The organism is Bradyrhizobium sp. AZCC 1719 (assembly GCF_036924525.1).
GTDB lineage: Bacteria > Pseudomonadota > Alphaproteobacteria > Rhizobiales > Xanthobacteraceae > Bradyrhizobium.
Map to the genome: position 1 here is coordinate 4,356,267 of NZ_JAZHRU010000001.1, position 13,697 is coordinate 4,369,963.

The following is a 13,697-nucleotide window of genomic DNA, read 5'->3' on the forward strand; positions in this document are numbered from 1 at the left end:
CCAGGGCGGGAATGCGAATAATGCGCGGGTGTCCGCCTTCAACCGGGATTTCCCGGACGAACCCAAATTTGACGCACATGGCACCGATTTTCGGGGCTTTCCGGAAGGTCATGTCCGTATTGGTGGCAGATCGTCTGCAAGCCGGACCAGGCCGTATTCTGGCCCGGAGCAATCGCTGCATCGTCGGAGTCCAGCTTACTTGCGTAGAACTCCTCAAAGATCCGTCGTGGGATCTCAGCGGGTGCGAGGGCATCGTGGTAGGCACAGCCGTATCTCAGGTTTTCGTAGCGCCGCGCCGCGGCAAGGGCCCGCCTGAACTCGGCGAGAAGGGTCAAGAGGAAGACATACTGGCCCATGACAGCTCCTACGGTCTCGCTACGATCCAAGCCTTCGAGCTGCTGGACATGCTGTGGCGATGGCGGCCGGAATCCTACAGCGGTCGCTGTGGGCGCAACACGATCTCGGTCGGGCAGCTTGTGGCGGGAAGACGCAGCGCGAATTCGACCGTTTGCGCGACGTCGTCAGGTTGGATCATGTTGTCGTGATCGCCCGGCACGTGCGCCGCCATGTCTGTATTCACGTAACCGGGATAGATCGCGCACACCTTCACCCCCTTGTCGCGCACGTCGTCGAAGAGACAATTCGACCACGCGTGCACCGCATGCTTCGTCGCAGTGTAGATGCCACCGCCCGGAAACGTCGTTCGTCCGGCGATCGAGCATAGGTTCACGACGGCGCTCTCCGGCTGGCGCATCAGGATCGGCAAAGCGCGTCGCGTCAGGTGCATCCAGGCCCGAAAATTCACGTCCAGAGCCTGGTCCCATTCGGCGAGATCGGCGTCTTGCGCCGGTCCCGTGACGAAGACGCCAGCGCTGTTAACGACCGCGTCCAGGCGACCGAGTGCGCCAAACGCGTTCTCTGCGAGGCCTGCGGCATAGGCCACGTCGCGGATGTCGCCCGGTAGCAGCGCGACGCGCGCGCCCTCGCCTTCGCAGTCCCGTTTCGTCGCTTCGAGCGCTGTCTTGTCACGTCCGCATAGCGCGACGTCCGCGCCCGCTCTGGAGAGTCGTTTGGCGACTGCGGCGCCGATTCCGCGTGAGGCACCCGTAATGAGAATGGCTTTTCCCGACAGAATCATCTTACAGCTTTCTGAGACACTTGACACGTTGCGGGCTGAGCCGCGAGACTCCCGGAGATGACCCGAAGCTGCCGTTCGTAGAAGGACACCAAATGGGTTTCTTCAGGACGGATTGTCCGGCAAGTCGCCCTGTCATGCGGCCGGCGGAACATTCGGATTGAAGCGGAAGGTGTTCCTGGAGTCGTATTTGTGTTTAATCGCCTGCAGGCGACCATAGTTGGCGCCGAAGGTGTCGCGCACCAGACGCTCACCTTCCTCGCCGAGGCCGGGAAAGTTGAGATACATGCGCCCCTGTTGCGCGTACGGCTGCATGCGCTTCCAGAAGTCGCGCGTCCAGGTGATGTTAGTCTCATCGTCCGCAGACTCGCTCCAGATCGAATCGATGGAGAGCATGTAGGGCATGGAGCGGTCGCCGAATGCCGTGGCGTCGGCCGGCACGCGTGCCATGGCGCCGCCGAAGTTCCAGATCGACGAGAGCGTGAAGGGTGAAGGTGGCGCGGCGCTCGACTGAACGATAGCGTCAACGGTCGCGTCTGACAGCGCGCTCAGGTAATGGCTCTTCCAATAGCAGCGACGCTGGCCGAAAGGCGTCTGGGTATCGAAGAGTTTTTGCAGGTCGCAATAACTCATCTGGCCTGAGAGATCGACGACAGGTTCCGCCAGCTCGCGGAGCGGCCGCAATAGGCGTTCGCCGGCGGCTGCATCACCGGCGTAGACAGCTGCCATGGTATAGACGCGCTTGCCCCACGCATCTTCTGGATAGGCGGGATCGCGGGCGATTGTCGAAAATTCCACGAGTGAGGCGACATCGTCGTTCTTGTCGGCCAGGAAGTCGCGCCAGAAGCGGATCGGACCGCTGCCTGCTTCGATCGGATAGACAGGCGCGCAGAACATCACCGTCGGTCCGATGGGATGAAGCCTGAATTCGAACGTCGTCACCACCCCGAAATTGCCGCCACCCCCCTTGAGCGCCCAGAGCAGGTCGTCGTTCTCCTCGGCGCTGGCGCGGACAATGCATCCATCCGCGGTGACAACTTCAGCCGCTACGAGATTGTCGATGCACAGGCCGTAGCGGCTCCGCATCCAGCCGATGCCGCCGCTGAGCGTAAGCCCGGCCACGCCGGTATCGGAGATCAGGCCACCGGGTGTCGCCAGACCGAAGGCCTGGGTTTCGCGGTCAACGTCGCTCCAGGTGGCACCCCCTTCGACCCAGGCGCGCCGCCGTTCGGGGTCGACACGCACGCTGCGCATCGGCGACAGATCGATCATCACGCCGTGGTCGCAAACGGCATGGCCCGCAACGTTATGGGCGCCTCCACGGATGGAGACAGGCAGATCCTGGGTCCGTGCAAATCCCAGGGCGGCTCTGACATCGACGGTGCCCCTGCAGCGAACGATGACGGCGGGACGGCGATCAATCATGCCGTTCCACACGGCGCGGGCGCGGTCATATCCCGCATCGGACGTGGCCAGCACCTCGCCGGTGATTGAACGGCGCAGATTTTCGACGGCCTTATCGAAGACGGCAGCCTTGGCTTGGTCGACACGCACACCCATCTGAGCTAGTTCCTTCCTTGTCAGAGGAGGCGCAGCCTATGCTAGTCGAGACCTCAAACATTTGCAGGAGAGCCAGGATTCTTTGCAGCCGATCTGTCCAGCTCAAGTCCGAGCTCTGTAGGGTTGGCTGAGTGATGGACGCGCTTTCCGAGGCCTTGAACACGGTGCGGATGACCGGCGCCATCTTCTTCAACGCGGAGTTCACCGCGCCGTGGGGGTTTGCGGAGCCTTACGCGCACAAGATTGCTCACGTGCTAGCCCCCGGAATCGAGCGTCTCGTGCCCTATCACTTGGTGACCGAGGGAGAAGCGGTAGCGCGCATCGAAGGTGCGCCGGACCTGAGTCTAACGGCGGGCGACATCGTGATTGTTCCGCACGGCGACCCCCACAGGCTCTTCAGGGGCTCGCCGGCGAGACTGCTTGACGGCGGCGCCTGGCTCGAAAACGTCTTCTCGGGCGACCTCAGTGTCACGCGCTGTGGCGGGGGCGGCGCAGCGACCCGATTCATCTGTGGCTATTTTGGGTGTGAGCGGCATGCCGACCGCCTGTTCCTTGCCGGGCTTCCATCCCTGTTCAAGGTCAGTATCCGCAGCGATGCAGCCGGCCGGTGGTTGGAAAGCTCGATTCAACATTTGGTCTCTGAAGCGGAGTGCAAGCGCCCGGGCGGAACGGTGTTGCTTTCGAAGATGGCGGAGGCGCTCTTCATCGAGACGTTGCGGCGCTACATGGAGCAGCTTCCGCCCGAGCAGACCGGCTGGCTCGCGGGGGCTCGTGACCCAGTCGTCGGAGGCGCGCTCGCGGCGCTGCATCGTAACCCCCACCATCGTTGGACCGTGGAGAACCTCGCTGCCGAGATCGGAGCCTCACGCTCCTCCCTCAACGATCGCTTCACTCGGTTCCTCGGTGAGTCGCCATTAGCCTATCTGGTGCGGTGGCGATTGCAACTGGCGGCGAGGCTGCTGCAGACGACCCAAAAGACCGTTATGCAACTCGCATTGGATGTCGGCTACGAATCCGAGGCCGCATTCAACCGCGCGTTCAAGCGCGAGTTCGGTCTACCGCCGGCGCAGTATCGGAGAAAGCTTGCGGGCAGCGATAGACCTGCGGGGCCCTGCTCCTCGCCGAATGTCGGTTGAGGGTCAGTCGCAACCGGGTTGAGCCGACAGCAGATCAACTCATGTGCGCTTCGCCCCGAAAGCGGAAGTTTCCAGAGCACTACCGGTTCCGCAAGACACCTGGGCGCCCGACAGGATTTCGAACCTTCAAATAAGTTGAAGCGTGTGACTAGCATTGCAGCGGCATGTTCGGCCGCTGACCTTCATGTGAGGAGGCACGTTAGCCATCTCGAACCATGCGGCCCCAGCCGGGCCTCCATCCTTCGAGACGCGCGTTCCGCGCTCCTCAGGATGAGGAGTAGAGAGCTTCGGCCTCCCACCCTTAACAAAACGTCAATGAAACCAGCCGTTTATGGTGAACCCTTTGTTAAGCGTCATGGTTTATTTTTTCTAATAGTGGCACCGCGTCACGGTGTCGTTTCAGGTTGCGTAAAGCCAGGACCATGATCGTTCGGCAGTTCATCAGTTGGATTCGTACCGCTCCGGCAGGCGAGCGGGCAGAGGCGACGCGGGCATTGGCGCGGGCCTGGTTGATTTCAGATCTCAGCGAGGATGATCGCATCGCTGCCGAAGGCGCGCTGCTGATGCTGCTCGATGACCCGTCGCCACTGGTGCGCCAGGCGATGTCGGAAGTCTTCGCGCGCAGTTCGGATGCGCCGGCCGCGATCGTGCAGGCGCTCTCGCTCGATCAGCCCTCGATCGCGCTTCCCCTGCTCGAACATTCGCCGCTTCTGATCGACGCCGACCTGGTCGACATCGTCGCCACCGGCAACAGCGACACGCAATGCGCCATCGCCCGCCGCATCAATCTGCCGCCCTCGGTTTCCGCCGCGATTGCCGAAGTCGGCTCGGCGGCCGCAGCGCTCGAACTGATCGAGAATGCCTACGCTGAGCTCGCGCCGTTTTCCTGGGACCGTATCGTCGAACGTCACGGCCATCTCGCCGCGATCAGGGAATCGATGCTGGTGCTGGAAGGCCTGCCGGCTGCCACCCGCGCGGCGCTGGTCGCGAAACTCTCCGACACGCTGGCGCAATTCGTGGTCGCCCGGAACTGGCTGAGCGCCGACCGGGCAGGGCGGCTGGCGAGTGAAGCGCGCGAGCGCTCGGCCGTGAACATCGCGGCGCGGTCGCGCGGCGATGACATGCTGGGCCTGGTGCGGCACCTGCGCGCCACCGGGCAACTGACCGCTGGCCTGATCCTGCGCGCGCTATTGTCTGGCAATCTTGAACTGTTCGATGCGGCGCTTGCCGAGCTGGCCGACCTGCCGCTGGCCCGCGTCACCGCGCTGCTGCACGACCGCGGCGGCGCCAGCCTGCAGGCGCTCCTGATCCGCGCAGGCCTTCCCGAATCCACGTTCGGCGCCTTCCGTATCGCGCTCGAGGTCAGCCGCGAGACCGGCTTTGTCGACACGATCGGCGGCGCCGCGAGGCTGCGCCGCCGCATGGTCGAGCGTGTGCTGACCCATTGCGAGACCGACCGCAAGGCCGCCGAGCCGCTCTTGATCTTGCTGCGGCGCTTCGCAACTGAGTCCGCGCGCGAGGAGGCCCGCCTGTTCTGCGAGGAGCTGGTCGCCGACGAAGCGTTCGTGCCAGCCGTGCGCGATCTGATCGCGGCGTAAATCCAGCTTTTGTAGGGTGGGCAGAGCGAAGCGTGCCCACCATTCCAACCGCGCAAAGAATGGTGGGCACGGCGCAAGTGCGCCTTTGCCCACCCTACAATTTCTCGCAATGACTGACGGCTTACTCCGCCGGCACGATGCTCGGCGCCAGGATCGCTTCGAGATGCTCGGGGCGGTCGCGGTTGACCTTAAGCAGGAATTCATCCGCGACGCCGCGGAGCTGCTTGCTCAGCGCGCTCGCCATCACGGCGGTGTCGAGCTTGGTGCGTTCGCGCACGATCGCCTGAATGGCATTGATGTGATGGGTGATCAGCTCGGATGGGACCTGATCGAGGTCGGGGGCATGTTCGATGATGCGGCACAGGCTTTCGGCGGCGGCGCCGGCGGAAGGGAAGCCGAACGTGGCGGCATCGCCCTTGATGTCATGGGCGGCGCGAAACAGCTCTTCGCGGTTGTCGATGGTGAAGCCGTCGCGGAGAATGGCCGCGTGCGCGGCCGAGAGCCGGTCCGCCTCGATCACCATCCAGTTCTTGAATTCACCGGATAGTCCTGCAAGCGCCTTCTCCGCGCGCCCGACAGGATCGTCGAGATCGGATTCGGGAACGCGCAGCAAAACCTTGCGCAACGGATTGGGCTGCGTGATCACGTGATGATCGGCAAACGATTTGACCTGTATCGTCCCCGGCTTTTCTTTCGCCATGATGGTCTCTCCAGGCTCGCGCTAAACGTTCGACCGCGCCTTGTCGAGCAACGACGGCTGCTGCATCACTTCCATCTCGCCACCGACCCGGCGCTCGGGGCCGATATAGGCGTTGTTGGTGTTGCGCCGCCGGTCGGGGCCGAAATAGGTCTTGGTCTTGATGAAGGGGCGCGGATTGGCGACGACGTTGAGGATGCGCTGATAGAGTCCCTTGGCCGAGATCGGCTTGGCCAGAAATTCAGTGACGCCGGCGTCGCGCGCCACCGTGACGCGCCGCTTCTCCGAATGTCCGGTCAGCATGATGATCGGCGCGTAAGGGTTACCCTTCGATTCCGGCTGCCGGATCATCTGCGCCAGTTCGAGGCCGTCGAAGATCGGCATCGCCCAGTCGGTGATGACAATGTCAGGCACGTAGTGGCTGTACATTTCGAGCGCGGTGGCGCCGTCCTCGGCTTCATAGGCTTCGCGCGCGCCAAACGAATGCAGCAGCGTCCGCAGGATGCGGCGCATATGCGGATTGTCGTCGCAAATCAGAAACCGCAGCTTGTTGAAGTCAATGCGATACATGGTCCGGCCCGGCCCAGCAAAACGGTATACTGGCGTTAACCATATCGCAGCGCCGGTTAAGGAATGGTTGCAAAACCGGCGCGAGGAGGGCTCGGCGAACCCGAGTTAATACCCGAACTGCTCGCGCAGGATGCGTTCCTCGAGGCTGTGGCCGGGATCGAACAGCATCCGCATCGAAATCGTCTTGTCGGACAACACCTCGACGCGGCGGACGTCGCGCACGTCGTCATGGTCGGCGGCGGCCGCGACCGGACGCTTCTCACCCTCGAGCACCTCGATCACCACAAAAGCGGAGTTCGGGAGGAGGGCGCCGCGCCAGCGTCTGGGTCGGAACGCGCTGATCGGGGTCAGCGCCAGAAGCGCGGCGTTGATCGGCAGGATCGGTCCCTGCGCCGACAGATTATAGGCGGTGGAGCCGGCCGGCGTCGCCACCAGGATGCCGTCGGCGATCAATTCCGCCATCCGCTCATGCTCGTCGATCAGGATGCGCAGGTGCGCGGCCTGGTTGGTCTGGCGAAACAGCGCGACTTCGTTGATGGCGTGATGCAGATGCACTACGCCGTGCACGTCGGTTGCGCGCATCAAGAGCGGATTGATCAGGGATTCCCGCGCCGCCGCTAGCCGCGTATGCAAATCGTGCGTGGTGAATTCGTTCATCAGGAAACCGACGGTGCCGCGATGCATGCCATAGATCGGCTTGCCCGAGCGCATGTGGGCGTGCAGCGTCTGCAGCATCAATCCGTCGCCGCCGAGCGCCACCACGACGTCGGCGTCGTCGGCGTCATGATTGCCGTAGTGCTTGACGAGCTGCGCCAGCGCGGTCTGCGCCTCGGCGCCTGGGCTTGCGACGAAGGCGATCCGGTCGTATCGCTTGGGGGTGGCCATCGGACGACGAACTCATACCTGGCGCCGGATTGCGCCGCGCTCGTCTATACACCTTGGACAGGCTTGTCGAGATGGCCGTCAGGCACTTTCGCGCCGGTAACCTAAACCGGCGGTCATCGGGCCGTCATTTTTCCTGCAACGTCCGGATCGGGTCCCAGTCGTCGCCCGGCAGGTTTTGGGCCAATTCCCGGGCCCGCGCGGCAAACAGCGATGCCGGCCGGTCGATATCGGCCGAACGGCCGAAACACTCTGCGGCGCGCGCGAATTCGCGGGCCCGCCAGTGCGCCAGCCCGTCGGCGTAGTTGGCGATCACGGTCTGCTGCGAGGGCGTCAGCCCCGCTGACAGCGCCAGCAATTGGTAGATTTTGAGCGCCTGGGTTCGCCCCTTGACCCTGATGGCGTCCAGTTCGCGCCAGGCGAAGGCTTGGCCGGCAAGCGCAACCGTCGTCTCGGAAGCGATCACAGTGGTGCCGTAGAATTTGTTGGCGCCCTCCAGCCGCGAGGCCAGGTTCACCGCGTCGCTCATCACGGAGTAGTTGAAGCGCCGCCGCGATCCGAAATTGCCGACCAGCGCCTCGCCGGAATTGATGCCGATCCGCTGCGCAAGCTTGCAGTCGCGAAACACGGCAGAGGAGGCGTTGAGTTCCGCCAGTTGCGTGCAGCAGTCCAGCGCGGCGCGCGCTGCGTTCGCGGCATGGTCGGGATCGTCGGCCGGCGCGCCGAACACAGCCACGATGGAGTCGCCGATATATTTGTCGACATATCCGCCATGGCTCTCGATGACGTCGGTCATCGCCGAAAGATATTCGTTCATCAGCTCCATCAGCCCGTCGGGCGACATCTTTTCCGCGATCAGCGAAAATCCCTCGATGTCGGAGAAGAACACCGTCACGTTGCGGGTTTCGCCGCCGAGCTCCGGCAATTTGCTCGACGACAGCATGCGGTTGATGACGTGCGGGGCGAGATAGAGCGCAAAGCTCTTCTGCAGCAGTCGGCGGTCCTTGTCGGCGATGACGAAGCGGTAGCCAATGGTTGCGGCCAGCGCGGTCAGGCTGGCCAGGAACGGCTCGACGATTGGGAGCGCCAGCGCGTAGTTGAAGGCGACCGTCGCGCCGGCCACGCCGGCTACGATCATGCCCGTCCAGGCAGCGAACGCGACGACGGGCCGGAACAGCCAGGCGGCGGCCGCGGCGAGCGCAGCAATCAGTGCCGCGATAAGCAAGCGGGGAAGCGGCCCAGGTTCGACAACGCCATTGCGCGCGATCAGGTTGTTGACCGCTGTGGCATGGATGTAGACGCCTGCAATCGTGCTGGTCCTGGATCTCGCGTTGACCGGCATGCTCTCGGCCGTGCAGCGTGGCGAACGCGCCCCTTCGATGCCGGTCGCAAAGCGCTTGGATGTCATTCGCCGATCTTCGATATCGAGAACGGTACCGAAGATCACGACCTTTCCGTCGAACCAGCGCCGGAAATACTCCTTGTCGTTCTTGACCGCACAGGCACGCAGGTCGGCAAACGAGAAGGTGGGGATGTCGTCCGCGCCACCTTCGAAATTCAGCGTCATCGTGTTCGGCACCCGGCCCGGAACCCGGTAGCCGGCGAGCGTCAGCCGGCCGCGCTCGTCGAATTCGGGCGCGGCGCCGAGCGCGCGCGAGGCCAGCTCCACCGCCATGGTAGGCACCTTCGCGCCGTTGATGGTAAAGCTTAGCGGCAGTCGGCGCACAATGTCGTCGCTGTCGGCATGGTCGTTGAGCGGACGGATGTTCTGGCGTACCGCGATGCGCTGTCCTGGCGACGGCAGGATCGGGCGGTCGCCCAGAACTTCGCCCAGCACGACCTTGCCTTTGGCGGCCCCGCCGGCCAGCGCGCGCAGGAAGTCGCGGTCGAAACCGCGAACTTTTTCGCCCAGCATGCCATCCCCAAGCGGTATCTCGGACTGTTCGAGCGAGTTCGGAATCACCACGTCGAAGCCGGCGACCTTCGCGCCGCCTTCGAGCGTCGCTGAAAGCACGCGGCCGATCTCGCCGGTCCAGGTCAGCATCGGCGCGCCCTTGAACGGGGCGGTGCGCAGGCTCTCCTCGTCCATCGCAACGACGACTGCGGGCGAAGCGGCCGGATCCTGCTTACGGCCGAACACCTCCCAGCGCAGCGCGGTGAGAATATCGAGTGAGAGCCCGCGGATCGGCCGGGCCGCAGGCGAAACCGAGGCGGCCGCGCAAACCAGCGCGATGGCGGCGATCACAAGCCTGTCGCGCGTGCTGCGTCTTATTCTCAAGCTGGATGGTCCGGCACGCCTATTGCAGCCGCAGCAGCCGGCCGACGATCGGTGTTGCGCCGGGCTTGGCTTGCTCATCCACCCGGAACACGATCTGCGATGACTTGAACGAAGCGGCGTAGAGGCCGCCGGGAGCCAGCGCGACATTCTCGCTGGCAAAATCGACGAAGCGTCCCTTGAGCTGGGTGCCGCCGAGGTCGATCTGCTGTCGCTCGCCCGCCGCGTCGAGACGCCGGATGATCAGCTTGCCGCGTCCCTTGGCTTCCACCAGCGGCGAGGCGCCGTAAAGCGTGAGCTGCGGCTGCGGCAGGGAAGCCGCCTTGTTGCTGTCGACGCTGCGCAGCACGGTGGCGGCGACGCCGCTGGTTTCGCGCGTGGTCACGTTGGCCTGGTTGGCATCGCAATTCGTCTTCTCGGCTTTGACCTCGGCGAGGTGAACGGCGCTCTCCTCGGTGCCGACGACAACGGTGCCGGTGCCGCTGATCGTCTCGCGCCGGCATGACTTCAGGTAGCTCAGAATGACAGAGCCGCCGTCGCCGATCTTGATGACCGCTTTGGGCGTCACATAGTCCATGAATTCCGCACCAGTGACCTTGCCCTGAACGTCTTCGACCACCGCGGCCGGCGAATCTGCGGCCGCCGGAGAAGCCAGCGCCAGCAGGCCGAGACAAACAGCAATCGAACGTTTCATTCTAAGACCCCATAAAAAAGCGCAGGTTCGTTAGTCGCGCCAGCGCCAGAATGGTTTCATGGATAGATCAAAATATCTGGCCGGTAGGCCAGCGGAACCGACCGATATCATCTAACGGCCGCCGAGGACAACCATCGGGCGCAGTGCAGGGCATTCCGACCCTCTCACGCGATGCTGTCGGGATTGTGATTTCCGCGGGTTTCCTGCCCTTGTGTACCAACAGCGCTGTCGCAGTCTCGGGGCGCAGATTGGGAGTGAACGGCATGGCTTCTCGTTTTACGGCAACGCGTCCCATGCGTCTGGCCGCCGCGATTCTGGTTCTGTGTTGCGCGGCGGGCGTACGCGCCGAGGAGGCGAGTCCGACTTCGCAGCAGCCCGCCGCAGCGACGCCATCGCCGTCTCCCTCGGGCCAGAAGGGCGAAGCAGGGCGGGGCCCCGCCGCGACGCCATCGCCGGCAGCCGAACAACATCGCCTGCCGCCGGATTCCACCACCCGGCAAACGCTGACGCTGCCCGGCCGCACGCTCAACTTCACCGCCACCGCCGGCTCGATCCGGCTGTTCGACGACAAGCGCGAGCCGCAGGCCGACATCGCCTACACTTCCTACCAGCTCGACGGCACCGATCGCGCAAGCCGGCCGGTGACGTTTCTGTTCAACGGCGGCCCGGGCGCGTCCTCGGCCTGGCTGCAGTTCGGCGACGCCGGACCCTGGCGCATATCGATCACGGGTGAGGGCGCAGTGTCGTCGGCGACGCCCGATTTGCTGCCCAACGCCGAGACCTGGCTGGACTTTACCGATCTCGTCTTCATCGATCCCGTCGGCACCGGATACAGCCGTTTCGTCGCGACCGGCGAGGACACGCGCAAGCGTTTCTACTCCATCGACGGCGACGTCAGCGCCATCGCACTCGTGATCCGGCGCTGGCTGGAAAAGAATGATCGTCTGCTCTCGCCGAAATTCGTGACCGGCGAAAGCTATGGCGGCATCCGTGGACCAAAAATCGTTCGCAACCTGCAGACCCAGCAGGGCGTGGGCGTACGCGGGCTGATCCTGGTCTCACCCTTATTCGACTATCGCGATTTTTCCGGCTCGAGCCTCTTGCAGTACATGAACACACTGCCAAGCATGGCGGCGGTGGCGCGCGAAGCCAAGGGACCGGTGACGCGCGCCGATCTCGCGGACGTCGAGCGCTACTCGCAAGGCGAGTTTGTGACCGATCTCGTCAAGGGGCAGGCGGACCGCGAGGCCGCGACGCGACTTGCCGACAAGGTGGCCGCGCTGACCGGTATCGATCAAGCGGTGAGCCGCAGGCTCGGAGGGCGTTTCGAGGTCGGCGAGTTCCGCAGGGAATTCGACCGCCGCAACGGCCGTGTGACGGGACGTTATGACGGCTCGGTCTCAGGCTTCGATCCCTATCCGGATTCGAACTCCGCGCATTTCGGCGATCCTTCCGGCGATTCCCTGACTGCGCCGTTGACGAGCGCTGCCGTCGACCTCACCACGCGCAAACTCAACTGGCGCCCCGATGGCTCGTATCACCTGCTTAACCCAGCCGTGTACAGGGCCTGGGATTTCGGTCGCGGTCCGGCCGAGTCGATTTCGGAGCTGCGCCAGATTCTCGCGCTCGACCCGAAAATGAAATTGCTGGTCGGGCACGGGCTGTTCGATCTCGCCACACCTTATTTTGCCTCGAAGGTCATTCTCGACCAGTTGCCGGCCTATGCGCGATCGGACCGGGTCAAGCTCGTCGTCTATCCCGGGGGCCACATGTTCTATTCGCGCGACGCCGCGCGCCAGGCATTCCGCGCGGAAGTTGAGAAGGTGATGAAGTAAATTCGGAAACAACAAAAAGCCGGCGCAGTCCTTGCAACTGCGCCGGCTTTTTCTTCGCCATTGCGAGGATCGGGATAGGGAGGCGTCGTGAGACTTCCCCTATCCCGATCGCAATGACGGGGAGAGAGCGATGCCTCAGTACGCCAATCCCGTCCCCGGCGGCTTTTCGAGCGCGGCGGCGAGCGAGCGATATTCCTCGCTTGTCGTGCCGGTGAGCTGCGCGATCCGGTTCAGGTGATATTGCGCCTGATCGCGGTTGCCCTGTTCGACCTGCCACAGGCCGTAATACTGCCAGGTCTTGACGTGGTTCGGATCGGCCTTCAGCGCGCGCTCGTACCAGATCTGCGAGACCTTGTAGTCGCCGAGCTTGCGATAGGAATAGCCGATCAAATTGGCGACGGCAGCCGAGTCGTCACGGCCGAGCGCCTTCAACTGCTCGATCGCCGACGCATAGTCGTGGCGCTCGTAGATCGCGGCGTAAGCAGCGCGATAGCCATCGACGAATGCGGTTTGTTCAATGGCCGGGCGGGCTTCGCTGGATTTCTTTTTCTTCTTCGGCGGCGGAGGCGGCTCGTTGTCGGGATTTGCGTAGACGGCGGTGACGACAGGGGCTGCCGCGAGCGTAAGCGACAACATTGCGAGCGTCAAAAGCCTGATCGCTAGTTTGTTCATGCATCTCTCCTGATGGCCGGTTCCACAATCCTACACCGAAGGCCGTTGATGTGAACCCCCGGCAGTTGCGAACATTCCCGCCATCCGCCTTCGATTCTGCCGATTGTGGATTCTGCCGATTTGCCGGCCGCAGTTCGCCTTCAAAAGATGGCGAACCTGCCATGGAGATGAACGAAGTCCGCACGTTCGATTCAGGACGGGTTCACCGCGCCGTGCCTAACGTCGCCCGCATGATCGGCGAGCCCGGCCATTCGGACCGGAGAGCCCGCAGGTCCCCATGGAAGAGGAGACAGCCATGCTCAAGACCTTTTCTGCAGCGCTCGTTGCCGTGTCCGTTCTCGCCGCGCCCGTGTTTGCCGGCACTGCGGGCAAGACCGCGCAAGCTCCAGTGAGCAAGAGTACGCAGGCCCCGGTCACCAAGGCCGAGCAGGGAAAATCGAAGGCGCTGAACGCGAATGCGAGCAGCCATAAGAAGCAGGTCGGCCTGTCGAAGAAGCGTGCCACGGTCAAACCCGCCGCGCCGGCTGCCAAGCGCAGTTGAACCAGCGCGGTCGAATCTGATCCGCCGGCGCGTTTCGCCCCCGCGTCGGCGGATATCGGACCAGCCCACGTGCCATTTGCTTCCCCCATGGCCGTGGGCTGG

At 63.8% G+C, this 13,697-nt stretch carries 13 protein-coding genes; 4 read left to right on the plus strand and 9 right to left on the minus strand.

The genetic code is table 11. From position 1 onward, the window contains the following. Positions 1–38: 38 nt before the first annotated feature. The 3 genes from V1292_RS20395 to V1292_RS20405 all read right to left on the minus strand — a co-directional run bounded on the left by V1292_RS20395 (position 39) and on the right by V1292_RS20405 (position 2,695). The gene (locus tag V1292_RS20395; protein ID WP_334374488.1) at positions 39–356 is read right to left on the minus strand and encodes a hypothetical protein; all 318 of its coding nucleotides are present in this window, start codon (positions 354–356) and stop codon (positions 39–41) included. A gap of 74 nt (positions 357–430) precedes the next feature. Further along, entirely contained in the window at positions 431–1,138 is a 708-nt protein-coding gene (locus V1292_RS20400) for an SDR family oxidoreductase (RefSeq protein WP_334374489.1), read from the minus strand. Positions 1,139–1,270: 132 nt separating this feature from the next. Then, positions 1,271–2,695 (minus strand): FAD-binding oxidoreductase, encoded by a 1,425-nt coding sequence (locus V1292_RS20405; protein ID WP_334374490.1) that lies wholly within the window; start codon positions 2,693–2,695, stop codon positions 1,271–1,273. 134 nt (positions 2,696–2,829) lie between these two features. Between V1292_RS20405 and V1292_RS20410 the strand changes: the two genes are divergently transcribed. Both V1292_RS20410 and V1292_RS20415 read left to right on the plus strand, forming a co-directional pair. Continuing rightward, positions 2,830–3,831 (plus strand): AraC family transcriptional regulator, encoded by a 1,002-nt coding sequence (locus V1292_RS20410; RefSeq protein WP_334374491.1) that lies wholly within the window; start codon positions 2,830–2,832, stop codon positions 3,829–3,831. Positions 3,832–4,253: 422 nt separating this feature from the next. Then, positions 4,254–5,429, plus strand: coding sequence for a DUF2336 domain-containing protein (locus tag V1292_RS20415; RefSeq protein ID WP_334374492.1), 1,176 nt, complete (start codon positions 4,254–4,256; stop codon positions 5,427–5,429). Between the two features lie 121 nt (positions 5,430–5,550). On the opposite strand, the gene V1292_RS20420 is transcribed toward V1292_RS20415, so the two are convergent. The 5 genes from V1292_RS20420 to V1292_RS20440 form a co-directional block, all read right to left on the minus strand. After that, positions 5,551–6,129: an Hpt domain-containing protein gene (locus V1292_RS20420; protein ID WP_334374493.1), complete on the minus strand. Its 579-nt coding sequence runs from the start codon at positions 6,127–6,129 to the stop codon at positions 5,551–5,553. Positions 6,130–6,150: 21 nt separating this feature from the next. After that, the gene (locus tag V1292_RS20425; RefSeq protein WP_028349127.1) at positions 6,151–6,696 is read right to left on the minus strand and encodes a response regulator; all 546 of its coding nucleotides are present in this window, start codon (positions 6,694–6,696) and stop codon (positions 6,151–6,153) included. A 105-nt stretch (positions 6,697–6,801) separates the two neighbouring features. Beyond that, complete coding sequence (locus V1292_RS20430) at positions 6,802–7,581, minus strand: NAD kinase (RefSeq protein ID WP_334374494.1); 780 nt, start codon at positions 7,579–7,581, stop codon at positions 6,802–6,804. Positions 7,582–7,705: 124 nt separating this feature from the next. Continuing rightward, a complete protein-coding gene (locus tag V1292_RS20435) occupies positions 7,706–9,850 on the minus strand; it encodes an adenylate/guanylate cyclase domain-containing protein (RefSeq protein WP_442895625.1) in 2,145 nt (714 codons plus the stop codon). A gap of 25 nt (positions 9,851–9,875) precedes the next feature. Next, a complete protein-coding gene (locus V1292_RS20440; RefSeq protein ID WP_334374496.1) occupies positions 9,876–10,547 on the minus strand; it encodes a hypothetical protein in 672 nt (223 codons plus the stop codon). 263 nt (positions 10,548–10,810) lie between these two features. Between V1292_RS20440 and V1292_RS20445 the strand changes: the two genes are divergently transcribed. Next, the gene (locus V1292_RS20445; RefSeq protein ID WP_442895542.1) at positions 10,811–12,382 is read left to right on the plus strand and encodes a S10 family peptidase; all 1,572 of its coding nucleotides are present in this window, start codon (positions 10,811–10,813) and stop codon (positions 12,380–12,382) included. 135 nt (positions 12,383–12,517) lie between these two features. Here the strand turns inward: V1292_RS20445 and V1292_RS20450 are convergent, their stop codons facing one another. After that, positions 12,518–13,054, minus strand: a complete 537-nt coding sequence (locus tag V1292_RS20450; protein WP_334374497.1) for a tetratricopeptide repeat protein — start codon at positions 13,052–13,054, stop codon at positions 12,518–12,520. Between the two features lie 295 nt (positions 13,055–13,349). Here V1292_RS20450 and V1292_RS20455 point away from each other — a divergent pair, with 295 nt between their 5' ends. Continuing rightward, positions 13,350–13,595 (plus strand): His-rich protein BRANT, encoded by a 246-nt coding sequence (locus V1292_RS20455; protein WP_334374498.1) that lies wholly within the window; start codon positions 13,350–13,352, stop codon positions 13,593–13,595. Positions 13,596–13,697: the final 102 nt, after the last annotated feature.